Annotated in this window: 21 protein-coding genes and 1 other annotated feature; of the genes, 3 read left to right on the forward strand and 18 right to left on the reverse strand. The window is 44.1% G+C overall.

Annotated features, from left to right (window positions below):
* Positions 1-13: 13 nt before the first annotated feature.
* The 18 genes from rplC to RBI_RS09960 all read right to left on the reverse strand — a co-directional run bounded on the left by rplC (position 14) and on the right by RBI_RS09960 (position 20046).
* On the reverse strand, positions 14-649 hold the full coding sequence (rplC, locus tag RBI_RS09875) for a 50S ribosomal protein L3 (protein ID WP_022286998.1): 636 nt from the start codon (positions 647-649) through the stop codon (positions 14-16).
* Between the two features lie 94 nt (positions 650-743).
* Positions 744-1058: a 30S ribosomal protein S10 gene (gene rpsJ, locus RBI_RS09880; RefSeq protein WP_022286999.1), complete on the reverse strand. Its 315-nt coding sequence runs from the start codon at positions 1056-1058 to the stop codon at positions 744-746.
* A gap of 753 nt (positions 1059-1811) precedes the next feature.
* Complete coding sequence (locus tag RBI_RS09885) at positions 1812-2459, reverse strand: hypothetical protein (RefSeq protein WP_038672644.1); 648 nt, start codon at positions 2457-2459, stop codon at positions 1812-1814.
* 248 nt (positions 2460-2707) lie between these two features.
* On the reverse strand, positions 2708-4996 hold the full coding sequence (locus RBI_RS09890) for a cellulose-binding protein (protein WP_038672645.1): 2289 nt from the start codon (positions 4994-4996) through the stop codon (positions 2708-2710).
* A gap of 177 nt (positions 4997-5173) precedes the next feature.
* Positions 5174-7384 carry an alpha-galactosidase gene (locus RBI_RS09895; protein WP_038673469.1) on the reverse strand — a complete coding sequence of 737 codons (2211 nt, stop codon included), beginning with the start codon at positions 7382-7384 and terminating at the stop codon, positions 5174-5176.
* 229 nt (positions 7385-7613) lie between these two features.
* Complete coding sequence (gene rplA / locus RBI_RS09900; RefSeq protein WP_022287003.1) at positions 7614-8309, reverse strand: 50S ribosomal protein L1; 696 nt, start codon at positions 8307-8309, stop codon at positions 7614-7616.
* A 104-nt stretch (positions 8310-8413) separates the two neighbouring features.
* Positions 8414-8839: a 50S ribosomal protein L11 gene (gene rplK / locus RBI_RS09905; protein ID WP_022287004.1), complete on the reverse strand. Its 426-nt coding sequence runs from the start codon at positions 8837-8839 to the stop codon at positions 8414-8416.
* 139 nt (positions 8840-8978) lie between these two features.
* Positions 8979-9509, reverse strand: coding sequence for a transcription termination/antitermination protein NusG (gene nusG, locus RBI_RS09910; protein WP_038672647.1), 531 nt, complete (start codon positions 9507-9509; stop codon positions 8979-8981).
* A 44-nt stretch (positions 9510-9553) separates the two neighbouring features.
* On the reverse strand, positions 9554-9808 hold the full coding sequence (gene secE, locus RBI_RS09915; protein WP_022287006.1) for a preprotein translocase subunit SecE: 255 nt from the start codon (positions 9806-9808) through the stop codon (positions 9554-9556).
* A 21-nt stretch (positions 9809-9829) separates the two neighbouring features.
* Entirely contained in the window at positions 9830-9979 is a 150-nt protein-coding gene (gene rpmG / locus RBI_RS09920; RefSeq protein ID WP_002848320.1) for a 50S ribosomal protein L33, read from the reverse strand.
* A gap of 736 nt (positions 9980-10715) precedes the next feature.
* A complete protein-coding gene (locus RBI_RS09925) occupies positions 10716-11363 on the reverse strand; it encodes an HAD family hydrolase (protein WP_038672650.1) in 648 nt (215 codons plus the stop codon).
* A gap of 12 nt (positions 11364-11375) precedes the next feature.
* Positions 11376-12260: a YitT family protein gene (locus RBI_RS09930; RefSeq protein WP_038672651.1), complete on the reverse strand. Its 885-nt coding sequence runs from the start codon at positions 12258-12260 to the stop codon at positions 11376-11378.
* Positions 12261-12330: 70 nt separating this feature from the next.
* On the reverse strand, positions 12331-13899 hold the full coding sequence (gene cls / locus RBI_RS09935) for a cardiolipin synthase (protein ID WP_051706759.1): 1569 nt from the start codon (positions 13897-13899) through the stop codon (positions 12331-12333).
* Positions 13900-14483: 584 nt separating this feature from the next.
* Entirely contained in the window at positions 14484-15680 is a 1197-nt protein-coding gene (locus tag RBI_RS09940; RefSeq protein WP_051706761.1) for a glycoside hydrolase family 5 protein, read from the reverse strand.
* A 324-nt stretch (positions 15681-16004) separates the two neighbouring features.
* Complete coding sequence (locus RBI_RS09945; protein WP_038672653.1) at positions 16005-17252, reverse strand: SGNH/GDSL hydrolase family protein; 1248 nt, start codon at positions 17250-17252, stop codon at positions 16005-16007.
* Positions 17253-17364: 112 nt separating this feature from the next.
* Positions 17365-18507, reverse strand: coding sequence for an ABC transporter ATP-binding protein (locus RBI_RS09950; RefSeq protein ID WP_022287011.1), 1143 nt, complete (start codon positions 18505-18507; stop codon positions 17365-17367).
* A 153-nt stretch (positions 18508-18660) separates the two neighbouring features.
* Complete coding sequence (locus RBI_RS09955) at positions 18661-19386, reverse strand: pseudouridine synthase (protein WP_038673478.1); 726 nt, start codon at positions 19384-19386, stop codon at positions 18661-18663.
* Positions 19387-19590: 204 nt separating this feature from the next.
* Positions 19591-20046 carry a DUF4830 domain-containing protein gene (locus RBI_RS09960; protein ID WP_051706764.1) on the reverse strand — a complete coding sequence of 152 codons (456 nt, stop codon included), beginning with the start codon at positions 20044-20046 and terminating at the stop codon, positions 19591-19593.
* A gap of 459 nt (positions 20047-20505) precedes the next feature.
* Here RBI_RS09960 and RBI_RS09965 point away from each other — a divergent pair, with 459 nt between their 5' ends.
* The 3 genes from RBI_RS09965 (at position 20506) to RBI_RS09975 (ending at position 22722) form a co-directional block, all read left to right on the forward strand.
* Entirely contained in the window at positions 20506-21243 is a 738-nt protein-coding gene (locus RBI_RS09965) for a P-loop NTPase (RefSeq protein WP_022287014.1), read from the forward strand.
* A 108-nt stretch (positions 21244-21351) separates the two neighbouring features.
* Positions 21352-21759 (forward strand): methylglyoxal synthase, encoded by a 408-nt coding sequence (gene mgsA, locus RBI_RS09970; RefSeq protein ID WP_022287015.1) that lies wholly within the window; start codon positions 21352-21354, stop codon positions 21757-21759.
* A 14-nt stretch (positions 21760-21773) separates the two neighbouring features.
* Positions 21774-21981 (forward strand) — a binding site (T-box leader).
* Positions 21982-22128: 147 nt separating this feature from the next.
* Complete coding sequence (locus RBI_RS09975) at positions 22129-22722, forward strand: YdcF family protein (RefSeq protein ID WP_038672656.1); 594 nt, start codon at positions 22129-22131, stop codon at positions 22720-22722.
* The last annotated feature ends 128 nt before the right edge of the window (positions 22723-22850 follow it).

The raw sequence follows: 22850 nt of genomic DNA on the forward strand, positions 1-22850 counted from the left end.
ATTCCTCCTTCCACTAAGCCTTCTTAACGCAGTCGCAAATTGTAACTGTACCGTTCTTTGGTCCAGGAATTGCGCCCTTGATTGCGATAAGATTGTTTTCTGCGTCTACCTTGACGATCTCAAGATTCTGTACAGTTACCTTTACGTTACCGTACTGACCAGGCATACCCTTGCCCTTGAAGATTCTTGAAGGTGATGAACAAGCACCCATAGAACCTGCATGTCTGTGTACAGGACCTGTACCGTGAGTTTCCTTAAGTCTTGAGTTGTTGTGACGCTTGATCGTACCGGAGAATCCGTGACCCTTGCTTGTACCGCTGACATCAACGATGTCGCCTGCAGCAAATGTGTCAGCCTTTACGATATCTCCAACATTAAGAGCTGATGTGTCAGCAAGTCTGAACTCCTTAAGAGTTCTCTTCATTGCAACGTCAGCCTTCTTGAAGTGACCCTGAAGAGGCTTGTTTACTCTCTTCGCTCTGATGTCGCCATAGCCAAGCTGAACAGCCTCATAGCCGTCATTCTCAACTGTCTTCTTCTGAACGACAACGCAAGGACCAGCTTCAACAACTGTTACAGGAATTACTTTTCCTGCTTCATCGAAAATCTGTGTCATACCGATTTTCTTACCGATGATTCCCTTTTGCATTATGTTTTCCTCCTATGTGGTTATTGGTCGGACTTGTCCGACGTGACCTGCGTGTTAAATGTTTTTTGAGATCGCACGCGATCTCATTTGGAGATTACTTGATCTCCATAACAATGTTAACGCCTGCAGGAAGTTCAAGATTTTCAAGAGCTGCTGTTGTTTCCTTTGTAGGTCTCAGAACATCGATAAGTCTCTTGTGAGTTCTCATCTCGAACTGCTCACGGCTATCCTTGTACTTGTGTACAGCTCTGAGGATAGTGATTACCTCTTTGTCTGTAGGAAGTGGGATAGGACCTGAAACCTGTGCGCCTGAACGCTTAACAGCCTCAACGATCTTTGCTGCAGCTGCGTCTACAACCGCATGCTCGTAACCCTTGATCTTGATTCTGATCTTTTCATTGACTGCCACTTAAATCGCCTCCTTGTGCAAATTAAAAAAGTTTAGGGGGCAGCTTTCTTTCACTCAAGCCTCAGTCAATTGCGTAAATGATCGAGGCATGCCGATCGCTTACGCAATTGACAGGTTCGAGCTTTAAAAGCTTTCTGTTGATACCCGTTTACACTCTGCCGTGTGTTCCCTGCCGTTCTCATAAAAAATTCCGAAACCCACAAGGCTTTCGGACTCAGAAAACAGCGCACACAGCATCACACATACTCACGCTAAAGCAGACCTTGTCCGCTATCGCAAGAAGCATAAGCACATACTGTGTTCGGTATTAACAGTCGCCCGGTTTAAAATCGGACATACTCCACGGAAATTACCTGACCAACTGTCAGCAACCTTCCGCTTCATCGCATATCATCATCGTGTACATTAAATACACTGTGCAGTCACGCAAGTATTATTATACACTACTTTCAAGCCATTTGCAAGCGGTTACAGACAAATTACAATATAGAATTTTCACCTACTTCTCAACGTGTTTATATGCACATTGCACAAATTTCACTATGAGTATTATTTACCGCTACATTTTATTCATATTCGTTATAAAAGTCGGTTTTTCGGGGCTTTAGCGTGGTAAAACACAACTATTTATCGCAATAATTTTGCTATCGCCAAAAGAATGGGCGACCACAGATCGCCCCTGCAAGATGTATGGTGTAGGGGACGGCGTCCTCGACGTCCCATTTTGCTGTATCATGTTATACAAAGTTTATATTACGCCACTTTGTCAGTATTATAGTACGCCTTGACCTTTTCTTCCGTTTCAGCGATGATCTTCTTTTTGATCTCTGTTTCCTCATCGCTGAATATAATATCGGCCAGCTCAGAGGGGATAGTTTCCCTGATCGAGCCTTCATACATTGCTCCGCCTCTCGGCTCCCACAGATAATCACCCACCCATTGACCTTTCTGCTTTTCAAAATCTATCATTTTCACCACAAGACTGCCGCTTTGCAACACGCTGTCCTTATAATGCCCACAATCGCTCAGCAGATAGACCTTGCAATTTTTATTGTCGATATTCTGCACACCTAATAAATAGTGTGTTTCAACAAAGAAGTCGCTTTCGCCGGCGGTCGTATATTCGTGATCAAAGCCGTTATCGTATTCATCCTTTATAACAGCATTGGAGATATCCTCGTCAGTGAGACCCTCTGGCAGTTGGTGGACGACCTCCGCATCACAGCCCTTATAAAAATAGTGTCCTCCAATTCCATGGGTTCTGTAATAAAACAGCACGAACTTTGCCCCTAAAACTATGAACAGCGCCGTTATCAACGCAAGAAATATTATAAGCTTTACATACACCTTCTTTTTCGGCTCTTCATAAGCTGTGTTTGTTTCTTTATTTGCATCGTTCATATTAAGCACCCCTTTCTGTTGTCTGTATCTTCTGATTTGTTCTTACAGTAACATAATAACAAAAATCTGCACCAAATGCAAGCATTTGTAATTTTGCTAAGATGATTTTAAGATTTATCATAACAATGCACAAATTTGCACTTCCGATTTTATTCACTTATACAATGTGCAGAAATGCTTTGCATTCGGGCAAAGACAAAAACAGAGCGGCACTATCTGCACCGCTCTGTTCGCTATATTATAATGTATTACTGCTTAACGTTTCCCATAATGATACCACGTCCGTCAGTGCCTACATAAACTCTGCCGTATACCTTAGGGTCGCCGCTGATTATCTTTCTAACGTTGCCCCACTTCTGTGTGTCATCATTGATACGCTTCCATGTTACGCCCTTGTCGGTGGACTGGTAGATTCCGTAGCCGTCGCCGTTTGCCTCGCCCATCATGTAGAGTGCCATGTAGTCGCCGTCCTTTTCTGCCTTACCAAGACCGATAGCATCGCACAGTGTAACGTCCTTAGATGTAGGAGCGAGAGTGCCTGTTGATGAGTCAAGATAGTAAACTCCGCCCGCACCTACAGGTATCCAAAGGTCGCCCTCTTTATCAGGACAAACTTTTATTGATGTTGCTGAAACGAGCATATTTGCGATAGGGCTGAAAGTTTTTCCGCCGTCTGTACTCATATAGAACGTTCCGTCATATGAGCCGTAGAACTTATCAGGATTTACCTTATCTGTTTCAATAACTGCACCGGCAGGAAGTCCCTCGCAGGTAGTCCATGTTTTGCCAAAATCGCTTGTTACTGCCGCAGCAACGCCTGTTGTGCCGCTCTGATAGAAAATGGTCTTGCCGTCAGCGGAAAGCTTAGCTGTGCCGCCTGCTTTTTTGCCAACGCCCTCCGGAAGTGTTTCCACTGCCTGCCAAGTTTCGGCTGCGTCTGTTGAATAGTAAACCGAGCCGTCGCCATCGTCTGTCGCTCTTACTACTATCTTATAATCCTGTGCTGCACAATCTATAGAGGTCGCCTTAAAGTCGCCATAATGCTCCTGCGGAGCTTTTGTTACATCATCATGACGGAAGCCGTAAAGGTCACCCATTGTGGAATAAAGCTCAGGAGTACCCTCGCCATTATCGAGAGGTGAAACGAAGTCAAAGATAGCTGTCATTTCAATGCCCATTGCCTTTACGCTTATGTCAACAGGCTCGTCCTTTATCTTTGAAAGATTTGATGTGCCGAAGATAGTTGCACCTGTTGTGTAAAGAACTTCATCTGGGTTGAATGGGTTGATAGCAACACCTGTCATCCACCAGCCCGGCTTGAGCTGTCCCTGCCAATCCAGCCAAGGAGCATTGCTTATATCGAGATTAAAGTTGTTTACCTCTTTGCCGTTCTCGTCACTGCCCCAAATGCCGTTCCAAGTTTCGCCTCCGTCATAGGAAACGAAAAGGTTGTCGTAATATGCCCAAAGGTCAAGAGTTGTGCATACTATCATGTTAGGGTCGTTAGGGTTTACTGAGATACCATTGTAACCGCAAGTATAAGATCTCTCAGGAGTTATCTCTGTCCACTCGCCTGTTTTAAGGTTATACTTCTGAACTGCTCCGTCAGAAGCACCGTTTGGTCCTACCTTATAAGACCATGTTGAATAGAGATATCCGTCAGAAGATATCTCGCCCTGACAAGGCTTGAGCTTCTCGGTCTTGTCGCCTGTAGCCTCAGACTTTGGATTAGGGATAGCTGTCCAAGTTTCGCCTGCGTCATCAGAACGATAGAGATAATCCCCCTGAGTTCCTGCTGAGCCAACGATTATTGTCTTTGTTGCCTGACCCTTTTCAGAGCTTGATTTATCGAATGCCACGAATGTAAGTCCGATAGAATATCCGTCTTCAGTATATCCGCCCTTTGTAGGGAATGAAGTGACCTCGTTCCATGTTGCGCCATAGTCTGTGGACTTCCAAAGTCCGTCAGCTCTTGAGCCGAAGTAAAGTATTGAGTTATCGTTAGGGTCTACCTGAAGTCTTTCACCGCAGCCTCTTCCGACCTCGTTACCGCCCATGCCGAAAGGCATTTCGCAGATAGTCCAGTTCTTGCCGTAATCGTCAGAAGCAAATATTGCACCGTTGTTTGTGGAGTATGTACCAGCCGCAAGATAAACTCTGTTTGGCTCAACAGGGTCAGTTGCAAGGCTCTCTGTTCCGTTATAGTTCCAATCGTCGCCGCCAAAGCAATCTGTTATGCACTCCCAGCGCTGAGTATCTTTATTATACTTATAAGCGCCGCCCATATCTGTTCTGGCGTAGATAAGCCCCTCCTCAGTAGGGTTATAGATGACGTCAGGGATAAAACCACCGTCAACTATCTCGACATTTCCCCACTCCCAGCCAGTGTCAACAGGCTGAGCGTTGTAATACTCCTTCTTAGCGTCGCCCTTGCTGTCAGAGCCGCTGGAGGAATCGTTCTTTTTTGAGCAGCCTGCGAAAGCTGTCACTGTAAGGGCGGCGGCACAAACCACTGCCATTAGCTTTTTTAACCTCATAAAAATTCTCCTTATAAGTTGTATTCGTTTACATCTCTGTGTTATTTAAAGGCGGAAGAGCTCCGCCTTTAAAATTTGAACTTATTTCACAACTATTGTACTACAATATCTTCAAATTGTCAATAGTCTTTTGTGTATTTATCTAATCTTACCACAACTTTGATAAACGCTTTGCTCTTACACCTTTATAAAATGAAGAATCTTTGAGCAGAAGTCGCCATAAAGTCCGTCACCATTCCACATCTTTGCGATGTTGATACCTGCATTCATAAGTGCCGCACCTGATATCTTCTTGTCAGGCTCGTTCTCCTCATAATAGTAAGCGTCAGCTTCAAGACCTTTGAGCTTGATACGTCTTGATCTTTCGTTTGGTCTGCCAAGCACCTGAACGAATTCAAAGAGTGCTTCGCTCTTGTCCTTTGCAACGAACTCCCAAGCGTCCCAGGTGTTGTCCTCGAACATATTGCCTATTCTGTAGTGGTCGCCTGTTCTTACAAGCTTGTTGAACTTGTTGAACTCCTCTATCTGTGCAGGGATAGAGTCCCTGTCCTCCTGCGGTATCCTTGTTACGTCAAGCTCATAGCCGAACGTACCCACCATAGCAACGTGACCTCTTGTCTTGAAAGGAGTGTTTCTGCCAACAGTATGGTTAGGGCAATCGGAAACGTGCGCACCCATTGCTGAGCATGGATAGCACATTGAAGTGCCGTGCTGTATCTTCAGTCTTTCGATAGCGTCTGTATCGTCAGAGCACCATATCTGTGGGCTGTAGTAAAGCATACCAGGATCAAATCTTGCTCCGCCGCCTGAGCAGTTCTCCAGCAGGATATGAGGATAATCTGTTGTAAGTCTGTCCATAAGGTCATAAACACCGAGAACATATCTGTGCCAAAGCTCTCTCTGCCTTTCAGCAGGCAGGGTAGCCGAGCCGACTTCTGTAAGCTGTCTGTTCATATCCCACTTGATGTACTCGATATTCGCACTGTCGAGTATCTTCTTCATCATGCCGTAAACATGATCTCTGACTTCCTTTCTTGAATAGTCGAGGACATACTGCTCTCTGCAAAGTGTCAGAGGTCTGCCCTTTATCTGGATAGCCCAGTCTGGGTGAGCCTTATAAAGTTCAGAGTCAGGGGATATCATTTCAGGCTCGAACCAAATGCCGAACTTCATGCCAAGCTTATTTACCTCGTCAACAAGATATTTAAGACCGCCCTTGAGCTTCTTCTCATAAACGAACCAATCGCCCAGTGATGAGTTATCAGAATCTCTATGACCGAACCAGCCGTCGTCCATAACAAGCATTTCTATACCAAGCTTTGAAGCTTCCTTAGCGATATCTATAAGCTTGTCAGTATCGAAATTAAAGTAAGTAGCTTCCCAGTTGTTAATGAGTATCGGACGTCTTTTATCCTTATACTCGCCTCTGATAAGGTTGTTTCTATAGAGGTCATGGAAAGTTCTTGACATTTTGCCTATACCCTCGTCAGAGTGCACCATTACTACCTCAGGGCAAGTGAAGCTTTCGCCCTTTTCCAGAAGCCACTCGAAGTCAAGAGGATTTATACCCATAAGGAAACGAGTTTTCTTATGCTGAGTCACTTCTGCCTGAGCATAGAAGTTTCCAGAGTAAACAAAGTTGAAACCGAAAACCTCGCCCTTATCCTCGTCAGCGTTATTGTCGCAAAGAGCAACGAACGGATTGTTCTGATGTGATGATTCGCCCCTGCAGGAATCAACAAGCTGTTTACCATGGTGAAGTCTGCATCTTTCAACAGCTCTTTCTCTAGCCCATGAGCCGTTGAGTGTAATCATATCCATTTTGTCTGTATCAAAATCAACGCAAGCTGAAAGGGCTCTTGTTATCTTGAACGGCTTTTCGCTCTTGTTTGTGATAACAGCGGAACGTGTGATAACGTCAAGCTTATCGAAAGCTGTGTAGATAAGAACGACTTCGATATCGGCATACTTATCATACATTGTTATCTCGAGAGTTGAACAACCGCTTTCCTCAGTAGCGAAAGTAGCAGGCAGACCCTCAAGCTTTGGTTTGCCCTCATACATTTTATGAGAAACATATCTCAGATCGCTAGTCGACATACCGTCAGCGTCCATTATTTTGAAAGCAGACTCTCTGTAATCACCAAGACCGAAGCATGGATATTCAAAAGGCAGAGTATCCATAAAGCTTGCTCTGTCACGGTCGTTAGTGGCAGGGGTAAAAGGGCTTTCGTCAAGACGGAGAAGATAAGTCAGATCCTCGTCAGGGACTTTATTTCCATAGTAAACGTGAGCGAGGTAGCCCTCCTCGCAGACCTTCATCATATAGTCTGTATTATTGGCTCTCAGCTTGAAAGCCTTATCTTTTTCGTTATAAAAGATATTAATAATTATCACTCCTTGCAAAAATCTGAACCTTACGGCTCAATTGATATTATAACACATAGAAAAAATAATGCAACAGGGTAAAACGATTACTTTAAAAATTATTTTGTTAATTTTTCTTGATAATGCAAATATTTGAACATGGGTGGTTCAAATTGTGGGAATATATAAAAAAGGGACTTATGCATTTAGCACAAGTCCCTTAAAAATTCAATATTTATCTGTTATCAGATTAGTTGCCGTACTTAGCAGTGCTGATCTTGATACCAGGGCCCATTGTAGAAGCTACAACTACGCTCTTAAGGTACTGACCCTTAGCAGCGGCTGGCTTAGCCTTTACAACAGCGTTGATAAGTGTGTTGAAGTTCTGCTCGAGCTTCTCAACACCGAATGAAGCCTTACCGATAGGGCAGTGAATGATGTTTGTCTTATCAAGACGATACTCGATCTTACCAGCCTTAGCCTCTGTAACAGCCTTAGCTACGTCAGGAGTAACAGTTCCTGCCTTTGGGTTTGGCATAAGTCCTCTAGGTCCGAGGATCTTACCAAGACGTCCTACAACACCCATCATGTCAGGTGAAGCAACTACAACGTCGAAATCCATCCAGTTTTCCTTTGTGATCTTCTCAACGAGATCCATGCCGCCAACATAGTCAGCGCCTGCTGCCTTAGCAGCCTCGTACTTGTCTTCCTTACAGAATACGCAAACTCTTACAGTCTTACCAGTTCCGTTTGGAAGTACAACAGCACCTCTTACCTGCTGATCAGCGTGTCTTGAGTCAACGCCCAGACGAATGTGAAGCTCGATAGTTTCATCGAACTTTGCCTTAGCACCCTTAGCTGCAAGTTCCAGAGCCTCAGGAGCGTCATATTGCTTAGCCTTGTCGATAGCCTTGAAGCTGTCAACATACTTCTTGCCATGTTTCATTAATATTTCCTCCTCATTAAGTGGTAATACCGACAGTGGATATCTAGTCGGTTAGCGGAAAATTCCTCCCACCATTGCCGTGCATGAATGCACAGTACGATTGATTAGTCCTCAACTACAACGCCCATTGAACGGCATGTACCAGCGATCATGCTCATAGCACTCTCGATGTTTGCTGCGTTCAGGTCAGGCATCTTCTGCTCAGCGATCTTCTGAAGCTGCTCTTTTGTGATAGTTGCGACCTTAGTCTTGTTAGGAACACCGGAACCTGACTCGATCTTGCAAGCCTTCTTGATGAGAACTGCTGCCGGAGGAGTCTTGGTGATGAATGTGAATGATCTGTCTGCGTAAACTGTGATAACAACTGGGATGATAAGACCGATATCGTTCTTAGTTCTCTCGTTAAAATCCTTTGTGAACGCCATGATGTTTACACCGTGCTGACCAAGAGCTGGACCAACCGGTGGTGCAGGAGTTGCCTTTCCTGCTGGAATCTGAAGCTTAATATAGCCTACTACCTTCTGTGCCATTTGTTCGCACCTCCATAATTAAGTGGTAAGGCGAGCGCCATACGCTCTCCCACGTTTCCGGAAGCCGTATATCCGAACCGTCATTGACGGCTTTGCTTCCATTTTCACGAATGTTTGCGGAGTTTTACCGCCTTTTTCCTTATTCCTCAGACTTTATCTGTGTCAGCGGCATAGTAACGGTTGTTTCTCTGCCCAGCATAGATACTCTGACGTCTGCTGTCTGTGCTTCCATATCGAATTTCTCCACAACTCCTGTGAAGCCCTCGAATGAGCCTGCTGTTACAACGACGTTGTCGCCTTCCTTGAAGCCGACCTGAACGTTAGCGCTTCTCTGTGTGTCAACACCCAGCGCTGCGACCTCTTTATCGGTCAGCGGAACAGGCTTTGACGCAGGACCAACGAAGCCCGTAACGCCTCTGGTATTTCTAACGATATACCATGAATCGTCTGTAAGCACCATTTTTACAAGCACATAGCTTGGAAAAAGCTTTCTGTCGCCCTTGTCGATCTTATTGCCCTTTACTTCGGTAACTTCCTCCATTGGGATCATTACCTCAGGGATGAGATCCTGAAGGTTTCGGTTTTCAACAACCTTTTCAATATTGCTTTTTACCTTATTCTCATAACCTGAATAAGTGTGAACAACATACCACTTTGCTTCTTCTGACATGTTTCTTACCTCCATATTGATGTTGTCAAAACCGCTGTGACGGCTTAGCCGCCGATTTTAAGGATAGCCTTGATAGCTGCACCCAGACCTGAATCAACTCCGAAAAGGAACAGAGCCATAACGACCATTACCGAGAGAACAACTCCCGTATTCTTAGTCACCTGCTGTCTTGTAGGCCAAACGACCTTTTTCATTTCAGCTTTAAGCTCTCTGAAATATTTTCTTATTCCGCCCTTTTTCTTCTGATCCTTGCCGGTATCCTTTTTTGAAGACTTAGTAACATCTGTTTTTTTAGCCATTAGAAATAGCTCCTTTCAATATTACTTAGTCTCTTTGTGAAGAGTGTGTTTCTTACAGAACTTGCAATACTTGTTCATTTCAAGTCTGTCAGGGTCATTCTTCTTGTTCTTCTTAGTGTTGTAGTTTCTCTGCTTACACTCAGTACAAGCAAGTGTAATTTTTACTCTCATTTCGGCACCTCCTGACGAAATTTATACCCCGCAAGAACATTCAGGGTACGTCTGCCTCCCTCATACGTTTTCACGCAAGCTGTCACACAGCCCTGAGGTAACTTATGCTTTTTCACGCTCAAAAAAAGAGCGCAAAAAAATAGACCTCATAAAGAGGTACTACAATTATAACATCTGTGCTCTTCTTTGTCAATCATTTGTCAAAGAATTTTATTAATTTTTTGTAAATTTTATCGTTTGTCGAGTGAGGAATGAGGAGTGAGGAATGAGGAATTATGGTATCGCCTGTCGGCGATGATTTTCTGTAGGGGCGAACACTGTTCGCCCGTGTTGGTCGCCCGCTCAACTTCATGAAAACCCAAAACTCGCAACTCCCCGAAACGGGCTGTCGAGGACGCCAGCCCCTACACTTATGCGCTACTTTGCAATGCCGCAAAATCGCTGTCGCTCTTTGCGGACTTTACTCTGTATAAGGATATAGTATAAGCGGTGCAGTTTTGTTCTTCGATACAACTTTTTATTAAGTTGCAACGTTGCAATTCTTCTTTTCCTCTCTGCACCGCCTAATCGGCTTGCGCCGAATGAGGCTCTGCCTCAAACTCCGCAATGGGCTTTGCCCCTTGACCCCACAAGCCCTCTAACGCCGGGCTTGAGCCTGCGTTTTATCTCTCGCTACGCTCGGTGCTGGGGGCACAGCTCTGGTCAGCTATGCTCATTCCTAATTCCTCATTCCTCATTAAACCGGAAACTTTCCGTCCTCCACGGTCGCATCAGCGATCTCTCTCATCTCGTCCCAGTCATGCGAGTAATGGTCATTCAAGCAAGCCACAGCAAAGAACCCGCCTGCTTTCGCTCCTTTTATGCCCTCGACTATATCCTCATAAACCACGCAATTCTTCGATTCAAGCCCCAGTTTCTCAGCCGCCAGCTCATAAACATCAGGAAAGCCTTTTCCCCTCTCCACCTGCTCTGTAGACACGAAGCAATCAAATTGATCCAAAATGCCGTTTCTCTTTAGCACAGGCTTATAAAGCTCCTCAGTTGAAGCGGTCGCCAATGCTATCTTCCTGCCCTGTTCCTTAAGCTTTCGCACATACTCCCCTGCGTTTCCGCAAAGCTCGATAACGTTCGTATACTCATACACCGCCATATCGAACCATTCCTTCATTATATTCTGAATGTTCTCACCCAGAGAAAATCTATCGTTTGTATAAACAGCCGCCTGCTCGAAATTCATTGCAGACACCTGCTTGAAATAGTCCTCAGGCACTTTTATCCCACGCTTGCCGAGGAAATCCTCGTCTATCTTTGACCAAACGTGATTTGATCTTGTCAGAGTGCCGTCCAAGTCGAAAATGTGTCCCTTAAAATCTTTTATGTCCATTGTAATGTCCTTTCAGAAGTATTCATCAGAGAGCCTGAAACCCTCGCCTATTATCTCGCTCACGTCACCCACAAGTACGAAAGCCTTTTCGTCAGTTTCCGCCGCTATTCTGCGAACGTCCGTTATCCTGCGTTTTCTCACTGCGCAAAGTATAAGATCTCTGTCCTCTCCCGTGTATCCCGTTCGGGCTTTTATGACCGTACACCCCAAGTTGCCCTCATTAAGAAGCCTATGGAGTATCTTATCTGCGGCAGGGCTTATTATCAGCGCAAGCTTTCCTCTGTCGCCGCCGTAGAGTATCATATCCAGCGTTTTTGAGAACACCCACAGTGTAAAGAACGAATACAGTGCGTTGTCGATACTGCCGAAAACAAAACCGCTGAGCACACATATCACACCGTCTGCAAGCATAAAGATCTGACCTGCCGCCATGTAGGGCTTTTTCCTTTTGATAAGCTTAGCGGCGATATCAGTTCCGCCTGTTGTTCCCCCTGAGCGAAAAACTATCCCACAGCCTGCACCCAACAGAATACCGCCTGCTATTGCGCTGAGAAAAATATCATTTGTGGGTGGTGTAAAAAGCGTACACATATCCGCTGTCAGACCCGAAACTGCAATAGCTACAACAGTTCCCAAAAGGAAACGCCAGCCGAACACATAAAGGCTAACCGCCAACAAAGGAAGATTTATCGCCATTGTAAGCGAGCCGACACCAAGAGGCAGAAATCTTGACAACATGACAGCAAGCCCCGAAGCACCTCCGGGGGCAATTTCGTTAGGGCTTAAAACCAGTCCCACGCTCACGCCATATATGACCGCACCGAGAAGCAAGAGAGGATAGTTCACTCTGCCCTTTGCAGATTTTTCTGCCGAAAACAATTTATTCAGAAGTATCATAAAAGCCCTCCAAGCTATGCAAAAGCAAAGATAGGCTTATTTTTCCCCTGATACCTCGTAAAATACATTTTTACAAAAGAGGCGCAATGGTCCTGAGAATGACCGACATGAACCTTGACCAGAAGCTGCGGTTATTTATATCGTCATGTGTTATCCTATGACAGCGGTTTTCAAACATATCGTCAAAGTCCGCTTTTATATCCTTTATACAACTTGTTTTGTACATATAAGTTGCACACTCAAAATGGAGATACAAGCTTCTGTAGTCGAGATTTATCGTACCCACCACGGCCGACTTATCGTCCGAGAGGAACATTTTGGCGTGGTTAAAGCCGCCTTTATACTCATAGACTTTCACACCCAGCGTTTCAAGATCTCTGTAGAAAGACCTTGTTATAACGCTCACATACCATTTATCAGGTATCTCAGGAGTGATTATCCTAACATCAACACCGCTTTTTGCCGCATAGCCCAGGACGGTGAGCATTTCGTTGTCAGGAATAAGATACGGGGTAGAGATATAGATATAATCCTTGGCATTGTTTATCATATCCATATAGACAAGCTCGCCCACATTCTCGTCATCGAGAGGGGAGTCACCGTAGGGGATAACATAGCCGTTGTTCACAACGTTTTTTACAGTTGGGCGGTACATATTATACTCAGTTTTATCACCTGAGATGACCTCCCACATTTGCAGAAACATCATGGTAAAATTCCAAACGCCGTCGCCCTTTAGCATAACGGCGGTATCTTTCCAATGACCGAAACGCTCCTTGCGGTTTATATACTCGTCGGCGATATTAACGCCCCCGTTGAAAGCCACGTTGCCGTCTACAACGAGAATTTTTCTATGGTCACGATTATTCTGTATAGTAGAAAGCATAGGGCGGAAAGGGTTGAAAACAAGGCATTTTACCCCTTGGTCGGTAAGCTTTTTCTTATATCTGAAAGGCAAAGTGAACTGAGAACCCATTCCGTCATAAAGAAGTCTTACCTCCACGCCTGCCTTAGCTTTTTCAAGAAGTATCTTAACTATCTCACGCCACATTTCACCGTCGTCGATAATAAAATACTCCATAAAGATAAACTCCTGAGCTTTCTGAAGCTCCTCAAGCATAGCCTTATACTTATCTTCGCCAAGGGGAAAATAAGTGACCTCCGTATTACCGCAGACAGGGTAGCCCCCCGACTTATCCACATAGTTTGCAAGCTTATAAAAATCAGGCTCACTTTCATGGAGATAGCTCATTATCTGTTTATTTGTTTTAAGAAAAGGTCTTGTATTGGCGGATTTCTTAGCATAAAGGTTTCTGACCTTTCTTGTTGAAAACTGATTTTTGAATAATATATAAAGCACCACCGTAAAGATAGGCACGATAACAAGGGGTACTATCCACGCCAATTTATAGGCAGGGTTCTCGCTGCTGTTAAGGATATAGATAGCAAGCACGATAGCCACAGTAGAAAAAACGATATGCAGATAGGCATAATGCACAGCGAAGCTTTGGAAGATGATAAAAATGAAAATAAGCTGCAATGCAAGAAGCAGAATAATAGTGGTTTTCTGTGAGAATATCATATTTATAAGTTTTTTCGGTTTTTTCTTTTGTATTTTTTCGCTTATCTTTTCCGCCACATTATCCGCCTGCCTTTCTGAAAATAGTGATACACAACTGATTATAACATTTATTTTTGATTTTTGCAATACGCAAAAATGCAGTTAATCCGCCCTGATTTCACGAATTTCTGTGACAATGACACAACTTTTGTTATCTTATTGTTGACAACAATTTGCGAAACAACGCACGAACAATGCAGGGACGAACAGTGTTCGCCCGTTTAGTTCACCCACATGGTTTATGGAAACTCAAACCTCGCAACTCCCCGAAGCGGGACGTCGAGGGCGCCGTCCCCTACAATTGCGCTATGGGAGAGAAAAAAAGCGGTGCAGAGTTTTTGCTCCGACACCGCTTTGTTTTGTTCTTTACTTTTATATGCTTTTTAACTTTTTTCTGCACCTTGTCGGCTTACGCCGATTAAGGCTCTGCCTCAAGCTCTGACAGGGCTTTGCCCTGTACCCACAAGGGGTTTCACCCCTTGACCCTGACCAGGGGCGTGCCCCTGGACCTTTTGCTCGCTACGCTCGGTTCTGAATTTTACTTCATGCTTGGTCTTTACTCTGGTCAGCTATGCCCATTCCTCACTCCTCACTTATAACCCTCACTTAATGCGCTCTACAATATACTCCTCTCCACTCACCGCTCTATGCAAAGCGTCCAGCAGTCCCTCTTCCTGCCAAGTGAGATCAGTTCTATCAAACACTCCGCCGTCGTCCCACAAGAATGCCGGTATGCCAATGTCATGTGTGAGCTTCGTAAAGTACTCGTCAAAAAACACTCTGTCCACCTCGTCATTGCCCTTGCAGTTTCCATACTCTCCCACAATAACAGGTATGCCATTATCCACAAATGTAGTTTTAAGCTTATTCACGTTATTGACCATTGTCTTTATCTCAGGCTCAGTTCCCCAGTTATACTGATTTGTGCAAACGCAGAACTCCCAAGGCGTATAATAATGCACCGAAACTATGCACCTATTTTCAGGGTCATCGGGCATTTTGAAAAGTTTTGAGCAGGTCTTTTCCACGTCCGTCCAATAGCCTGCTATCAAAAGATGCCTTTTCGGATTGTTTCCGCCCTGTTTCCTTATAAGGTCAACAAAGTCCTGATTTATCTTGTTGAGCAGTTCGTAAGCCTGATTTGTTCCCATATCGTCAAAGCCCACCTCATTCATGGACTCGAAAATAAGCTTATCAGAATAGTTCTCAAACCTCTTTGCTATCTGCGTCCAGATCTTGTTATACTTTTTTGAAAAGTTTTCGTAATCAGCCTCGGCTTCCGTTCTTATCCATGCACCGAAGTCAGGGTCACCGCCACCGTCATGATGAACGTTTATGATAACATAGAAATCTCTGTCATAAGCATAATCAACGACTTCTTCAACTCTGTTCATCCAGTCCTCGTCTATGGTGTAATCGTCAGACAGGTGGTCACGCCATGTGATAGGTATTCTCACTGCGTTGAAGCCGTCCTTTTTGAGCTGGTCGAAAATTTCGGGAGTAGTTTTCACATTTCCCCACAGGGTTTCGTCAACTTTCTCTGAATTTTCGTCCACCTGACCGTCACCGTCACGGTCGGCGTTGCACACGTCAAGGGAGTTGCCCAAATTCCAGCACAAATTCATTTCTTTCACAAGGTCCATAGAAGAAATATCACGCATCTCGCCTTTTTCCGTAACGTGGGAGCTTCCGACATTTTCAGCCTTTGAAGAGCTGTCTGTATTTCCACAGGAAGCGAACACTCCCGCCGCCATTACAACGGCAGAAGCCGCCGCAAATATTCTTTTCATTTTTATCATAGATATCACCTTTCCGCTATCTGCCATACAAGTTCATATTTTCATATAAGATCAAGTATACAAAGACATTTTCCACTTATGTATCTTTACACAAGTCATTATAGCACCAAAATATAAATAAATTAAAAATGAACAGGGGATAATTTCTTTATTTGCGTATTAATTCAAATTCTTGTATACACTCACAAATCGAAGCCTTCTTATTTGTACATAACGCCACATAAATACACACAAAAAACAGGCAGACGGCTTTCCAGAGCAAGCCGTTCCCACAGCCGCTAAAAAAACCATCTGCCTTATTATTTTTGCTAAAATTTCAAACAGCTATTCAGTATAGCCAAAGGCAAGCACTTCTCCATGCTTGTCCTCATCGCCTGCCGCCATTGATATCTCAACGGTATAGTTAGTTGCTTCAGGCATCATGGCGATATTCTGTATCTGAGCATTTCCCCAGCCTGACGGGCTTATGGTATCGTAATCGCTTTCGTCATACACCTCTCCGTCTGCTGTTACCTTAACATGAAGCTTGCCGAACTCGCCCTGCTTCACCTCTTTGTATATCATGTACAAGAATTTTTTGTCCTTGAAGTCGAATACGATAGGGCTGTTATCTCCGGTGTTGTCGTAAGTCCAGCCATTTGTGAAGCTTGCGATAGTAGAGCCTTCCTTCCAACTTCCAAGGCTTGTTGGTGTAAGGCTGTCGCCCTCATACATATGAGCGTCCACCTCTCGTGGAGAGAAAACAGTGTCTGTGGGCATAACATAATCGCCCTCTGGTGCAACGTCCATAACAGTGTCAAAATAGTAGTCCACCATTGAAGCCACAAGCTTGTGACCCTCAGTGTTAGGGTGTGACTGATCGTCAGAGAAATCTTTCCAAGTCATTCTGTTGTTTGCGAAAAGATATCTTAGAGCGTCACAGTATGATATCATCGGCAGGTGATAAAACTCGCCTATCTGCTTCATATAATCCTGAGCAGAATGATCGTTTTCTGTCACCGAGAACAGCAGAACAGGAGTGATATTCTTCTGCAAAAGCGTTCTGACTATGGACTCGTAAGCGTTCTGATAGTCAGTCTCAGTGCCGTCATTTACTGCAAATTCGATAAAGCATATGTCAGGCTCATAAGCCAGCACATCTCTGTCGAGCCTGAGTATTCCAAGCTTAGACGGCGTACCGCTAAGACCTGCGTTCACATACTGGACGTTATCCCCCGTACCGAATTTCTGTGCAAAATAATCATAAGTGAGCTTAGCATAACAGCCGTCTGCACCGGCAGAAATACCCTCAGTGATAGAGCCGCCAAGATACGCCACAGTGACCTTTTCGCCTGACTGTGCTTTCTTTATAACATTCTGCATCATAGAAGTGTTGCCGTATGACACCATAGCCTTGTCATACATAGCCTGCGTCCACTCCTCGTCAGTTTCAGGCATTTTTTCAACCTGCGAGCTTGAAAACTCCGCTTTGCTTTCAGCCTTTGAGCTGTCCGCATTATTTCCGCAGCCTGCAAAAGCCGCTCCGCACATAGCAACACTCACAAGCACTGCCAACAATTTTTTTGTATTCATTATTTGTACCTTTCTAATCTATGATAGCGAAATCGGTTTCACACCGCATATAACACAAAAAGTACGGACAAAGCCGTACTTTTTGGTTATATCAATATGATAAAAATTCTTATTAGTTAAGAACTGCCTTCTCAGTTTCCTTATCGAAGATATGGATTCTGTTAGGATCGATAGCAACCTTAAGCTCATCCTGTGGACGAACGTCAGAACGAGGTGAAACTCTAGCTGTGAGCTGGATACCCTCGCAGTTGAGGTACAGATATGTTTCAGCACCCATCATTTCAGTTACTTCAACAGTTGTGTTGATAACGCCTGTTGTAGCCTGAGCGAGGAATGCAGGCTCATCGTGGATACACTCTGGACGAACACCAAGAACAACTTCCTGATCAACCAGTGGCTCAAGAACTTCAGGATCTACCTTAGACTCTGGAACTGTTACCTGATACTTAACGCCTCTTGTTGTCTTTGTATCCTCAGAACCGAACTCAACAACATACTTGCCGTCTACCTTGAGAAGCTTAGCGTCGATGAAGTTCATCTGTGGTGAACCAATGAATCCTGCAACGAACTGGTTTACTGGATCGTTGTAAAGATTTGTTGGTGTGTCGATCTGCTGGATGTAACCGTCCTTCATAACTACGATACGGTCACCCATTGTCATAGCCTCTGTCTGGTCATGAGTTACATAGATGAATGTAGTACCGAGCTTCTTATGGAGCTTAGAGATCTCAGTTCTCATCTGTGCTCTCAGTTTAGCATCGAGGTTTGAAAGAGGCTCGTCAAGAAGGAATACCTGTGGCTCACGAACGATAGCTCTACCGAGGGCTACACGCTGTCTCTGACCACCGGAGAGAGCCTTTGGCTTTCTGTCAAGAAGGTGAGCGATGTCAAGTATTCTTGCTGCTTCCTCTACCTTTCTTGCGATCTCGTCCTTTGGTACCTTTCTGAGCTTCAGACCGAATGCCATGTTCTCAAATACTGTCATGTGAGGATACAGAGCGTAGTTCTGGAATACCATTGCGATATCTCTATCCTTAGGAGCGATGTCGTTTACAAGTCTGTCGCCGATGTAAAGCTCACCTTCACTGATCTCTTCAAGACCTGCGATCATTCTAAGTGTTGTAGACTTACCACAACCAGAAGGACCTACGAGGATGATAAACTCCTTATCCTTGATCTCAATGTTGAAGTCTGAAACAGCGATAACGCCGCCTGCATACTTCTTATAAATTTCCCTTAATGATACACTTGCCATTAAAAAAGGACCTCCCTATTTGAATTTTACTAATATCCTAATTAGCTATGCTTTAATCATAACAAATTTTTAACATACCCGCAAGAGTTTTTTTTACTAAACTTTATTATATCTCATTATGAATATTGACGAAAATTCACATAGAATAGGTAATTACTTACATTTAAACGATTTCGCTGTCAATAATCTTTCAACATCTTTGTGCATTATTTCTAAACAGCTTCCAAGAGGCAGATCCGGATCTAAAGGCAGTTCTCCGATCTTTATCCGCTTAAGAAAAACTACTTTATTTCCCAGCTTTTCAAACATTCTCTTGACCTGATGATACTTACCCTCATGAAGCACAACGGTACATTCATCGGGACAGTTCACACTTGCGGAAAATTCCGCAGGCAGACATTTCTCTCCGCCGTCGATAGTCATGCCCTCAGCGAATGCCTGAGCATAATTTTCCTGCCAAGGGTCACGAAGTCTGACGAAATAGGTTTTCGGAACATGGGTCTTAGGGGACAACATTCTGTGGGCGAGGGCTCCGTCATCAGTGAGAAGCACAAAGCCCTCAGTATCCTTATCGAGCCTGCCCGCAGGGAAAAGTCCCTCCCTGAACATCTCAGGAGGTACCAGCTCAAGGACAGTTTTCGACTCTCCGTCACGAGTGGAGCAAACCACACCCTGCGGCTTGTTCATCATTATGTAGACAAACTTTTTATAGCATATCTCCACGCCCTTTACGGCAACAATATCGTTTTCGCTGACCTTAGCATCAGCCGCCTTGGCGACCTTTCCGTTTACAGTCACCTGACCTTTTCTGCAAAGCTCTCTCACCATGCTTCGGGAAATATCATTACGCTGTGAAGAAACAAATTTATCAAGTCTCATAGCAAAAGCCTTTCTGACAATTTTCTTATAAAGATTATAGCATACGATACCGCCAAAAGTCAAATATGCGAAAAAACTTGACCAAAAGCAAACGCCTGCAGATATGCTCCACAGGCGTTTTATTACTATTTGTATCGGTTTTTTTCGACCTATGAAGCATTAGTTTACCCTTGTTCATAATGCCGACGTTTCACGCTCAGTCGTCTACTTTTTCCTCAGCCCCTGCATAAATCCGTCCAGCTCCGCTGAGCATACATCTCCTCCCACAAGCTGTCCCTCACAGACGATAAGATTAGCCCTGACCTCCTGCTTCTTATTCCCATAATTCTTCACAGAATATGTATACACCTCAGCGGTTTTCCCTTTATAGTCCTCCAGATCAAAGCCCTGCTGCTTCTGAAGCTTATTATACTTTTCATACACCTCATTGAACTCTTTCGGTATGGTCACAGCCTTGCATTCATCGTATTCGTCAGACACCTCCCAGCCCATTTCTTTCAAAAACGCCTGTCTTTGCGCTTCGCTTTTCATCTCGTACACCGCAGGCGACGATATCCTCACCACTGTCACTATTATCACCGCCAACAGTGCCAACGCAGCCAGAACCGCCCCGATCACCGCAAATGTTGGCTTTTTTACTTTTATTGTCTTGATAAACATACCCTTTTCCTCGCTTTCTGTTTTCAAAGTTTGTACATTTATATGTATTGTCCCAAAAATTATAACTACCTGTCCGATTTTTTATTTTGTTATATAATTTTCAAAAATAATTTTTATAGCATTAATAATATTATCGTATAATAAATTTATCGGTTTGCTATGATTTATTATTACAAACTCTGTAGCGCTGATATGACATTGTGCAAAATTGACAAAAATAAAAGTGAAAATTAATGTGAATTAACGATTTTGTATTTTTTTGTACAAATGTCTTTGACAATTTCAAAATATGTGGTACAATATTATTAGGTAACGCTATGCTTCTCCGCATTGCCTGCGGAGGGTACTGAAACGTTTTCTTAAATCTGCCTTTTCACGGCTGTGAAGGGGCAAGCTATTATTGCTGATGCGTTCTGCGGTCAGCCGCAGGATTGATATATGAAAGGAGCAATGAGTTTTATGTCAAAAATTATTGCAGTTACTTCCGGTAAAGGCGGAACAGGCAAATCTTCTATAAGCGCCTGTCTCGGTTATGCCCTTGCTAAGCAGGGAAACCGTACACTTATAATTGAGCTTGACTTTGGTCTGAGATGTATGGATATCATGCTTGGTATGCAGGGTAATATTACATACGATCTAGGTGACGTTCTTGAGGGTACTTGCGACGTATACAAGGCAACAACAACTGTTAAGCTTGCTTCAAACCTGAGCGTTCTCTGTGCTCCGTCCGACCCGTTCGTTCAGCTCAAGGCTGAGGATATCGAAAAGATCACACAGGAAATGAGAAAGTATTTTGAATACATAATCATTGACACCTCTGCAGGTATCAACGGTTCTGTATTTGATATAGTTACTAATTCCGACCTTATTCTTATAGTTACAACTCCTGACCCTGTATGCGTAAGAGATGCGAGAATGATGTCAGACGAGTTCTATAAGAGAGGAAATCAGAAGCAAAGACTTGTTATCAACAAGGCAAACAAGAGAATATTCGAGTTTGACGAAATGGACGACCTTGACGCTATCATCGACACAGTCGGCGTTCAGCTTCTGGGTGTTATCCCTGAGGACAGTGCTATCCCTCTTGCAACAGGAAAGGGTGCGCCGCTTTCATCAAGCTCTATGGGCTTCCTTGCATTCTCTGCTATTTCAAGAAGAATAAAGGGCGAGCATATACCCCTCTCCATCAAGGTCTGAGTATATTATCAGCCGTGTGCGTGAGGATATCTGCGCATAGTGCGGCTGTTTTATATCACGAAACTTATTTGTTCATTAATATACCAATATATAAACGGGGGGTTTCCATTGAATATTGCACTTATTGCTCATGACACAAAAAAGGAACTCATGGTACAGTTCTGTATCGCCTATTGCGGTGTACTCAGCAAGCACAATCTTTGTGCCACAGGTACTACGGGAAAAATGGTAGCCGAAGCAACAGGCCTTAACGTTCAGCGTTATCTCAGTGGCTCACAGGGCGGCGACCAGCAGATCGCAGCGAGAATATCCTGCAACGAGATAGACCTGCTTCTGTTTTTCAGAGATCCTATCTCAGTGAAGCCACACGAACCTAATGATATGAATCTCCTCAGACTTTGCGATGTACACAACATTCCGGTAGCCACAAACATTGCCACTGCCGAAGCGCTTATCCACGCACTTGAGCGAGGCGATCTTGACTGGAGAGATATCGTTAATCCTACAAAGATATAATTGAAATTTCATATACAAAAGCGATGAAAGGGAGAGTATTCCGTTCTTATGTTTCAGCGAGAGCCGTTGGTGAGAGGGTTCACACAAAGGGCAGGAAGAAGGACACCTTGGAGCTTCCGTTTGTTCAAGAACGGACGTATAGCTGCGTTAAAGCGTTAGAGTGATCCGGCACGAAGATGTTCGGATAATTAGGGTGGTATCACGGTAAAAGTCGTCCCTTACTAGGGGACGGCTTTATTTTTTTATCCACCACCCGTAGGGGAGCGGCTCAATTTCTGCTTCACAGAAATGCAACGTCCCGCTTTTTCGCTCCTCACTTACTCTCGAATACCTTATCTCAGCACATCAAAAAGCAAAGGCGGTATGACAATGAAAGCCAGCCAGCTAACAAAAGAAAACATCACCCCCGAAATAGTAGACAAGCTTCTTTTCGAGGGTCTTGACTATAAAGGCGAAACTGCCGACGTTATAATAGTTCTGGGAAGCCGCAAAGCCTGCGACTATCGTGTTCCCCTTGCGGCAAAGCTTTTTCAGGAGGGAAAAGCCCCACATCTCATATTCTGCGGAGGAAAAGTGCAAAAGACTTCACAAGGCGAAATGGAAGAGTATAAGGCCATGCTCATCGCCGCCGAAAAATACGGCATACCGACCTCCGCCATAACTGTGGAAACACACTCTCTTGATACCGTGGAAAATCTACGAAACTCAGCCAAGCTTATTAAAGAGCATTTTCCAAACTGCAAAAGCATTATTATAGTCACTACCGCATATCATATGCGCCGCGCAAAAAAGCTTGCACAGCACTTTTTCACACAGAAAATTATCCCCTGCCCCGCCAGCCGTGGCAGCACTCAGCGAAATAATTGGTCAATGACCGAAAAAGGCAGCACAACAGCACTTGACGAATGCCTTAAATTCGGTTATTATATAAAAAAAGGTTTTATTGACGATTTTGAAATTTGAAACGTTGTAATTACAGCACCAAGGCTCTTTAATGTAGTGGTGAACAGTGTTCGCCCGTTTATTAACAACGTCCCGATATCACAGCTATTTAAACGATATCGGTATTCAAAAGTTCAAGACAAAATACA

The sequence above is a fragment of the Ruminococcus bicirculans (ex Wegman et al. 2014) genome, assembly GCF_000723465.1.
In the GTDB taxonomy this organism is placed as follows: Bacteria; Bacillota; Clostridia; order Oscillospirales; family Ruminococcaceae; genus Hominimerdicola; species Hominimerdicola aceti.

Excerpts from the sequence above, each read along its gene's own strand:
- rplC (WP_022286998.1), bottom strand. The coding sequence starts at position 649 with ATGCAAAAGGGAATCATCGGTAAGAAAATCGGTATGACACAGATTTTC.
- RBI_RS09885 (WP_038672644.1), bottom strand. The coding sequence starts at position 2,459 with ATGAACGATGCAAATAAAGAAACAAACACAGCTTATGAAGAGCCGAAA.
- RBI_RS09890 (WP_038672645.1), bottom strand. The coding sequence starts at position 4,996 with ATGAGGTTAAAAAAGCTAATGGCAGTGGTTTGTGCCGCCGCCCTTACA.
- rplA (WP_022287003.1), bottom strand. The coding sequence starts at position 8,309 with ATGAAACATGGCAAGAAGTATGTTGACAGCTTCAAGGCTATCGACAAG.
- rplK (WP_022287004.1), bottom strand. The coding sequence starts at position 8,839 with ATGGCACAGAAGGTAGTAGGCTATATTAAGCTTCAGATTCCAGCAGGA.
- nusG (WP_038672647.1), bottom strand. The coding sequence starts at position 9,509 with ATGTCAGAAGAAGCAAAGTGGTATGTTGTTCACACTTATTCAGGTTAT.
- secE (WP_022287006.1), bottom strand. The coding sequence starts at position 9,808 with ATGGCTAAAAAAACAGATGTTACTAAGTCTTCAAAAAAGGATACCGGC.
- rpmG (WP_002848320.1), bottom strand. The coding sequence starts at position 9,979 with ATGAGAGTAAAAATTACACTTGCTTGTACTGAGTGTAAGCAGAGAAAC.
- RBI_RS09925 (WP_038672650.1), bottom strand. The coding sequence starts at position 11,363 with ATGGACATAAAAGATTTTAAGGGACACATTTTCGACTTGGACGGCACT.
- RBI_RS09930 (WP_038672651.1), bottom strand. The coding sequence starts at position 12,260 with ATGATACTTCTGAATAAATTGTTTTCGGCAGAAAAATCTGCAAAGGGC.
- RBI_RS09940 (WP_051706761.1), bottom strand. The coding sequence starts at position 15,680 with ATGATAAAAATGAAAAGAATATTTGCGGCGGCTTCTGCCGTTGTAATG.
- RBI_RS09945 (WP_038672653.1), bottom strand. The coding sequence starts at position 17,252 with ATGAATACAAAAAAATTGTTGGCAGTGCTTGTGAGTGTTGCTATGTGC.
- RBI_RS09950 (WP_022287011.1), bottom strand. The coding sequence starts at position 18,507 with ATGGCAAGTGTATCATTAAGGGAAATTTATAAGAAGTATGCAGGCGGC.
- RBI_RS09955 (WP_038673478.1), bottom strand. The coding sequence starts at position 19,386 with ATGAGACTTGATAAATTTGTTTCTTCACAGCGTAATGATATTTCCCGA.
- RBI_RS09960 (WP_051706764.1), bottom strand. The coding sequence starts at position 20,046 with ATGTTTATCAAGACAATAAAAGTAAAAAAGCCAACATTTGCGGTGATC.
- RBI_RS09965 (WP_022287014.1), top strand. The coding sequence starts at position 20,506 with ATGTCAAAAATTATTGCAGTTACTTCCGGTAAAGGCGGAACAGGCAAA.
- RBI_RS09975 (WP_038672656.1), top strand. The coding sequence starts at position 22,129 with ATGAAAGCCAGCCAGCTAACAAAAGAAAACATCACCCCCGAAATAGTA.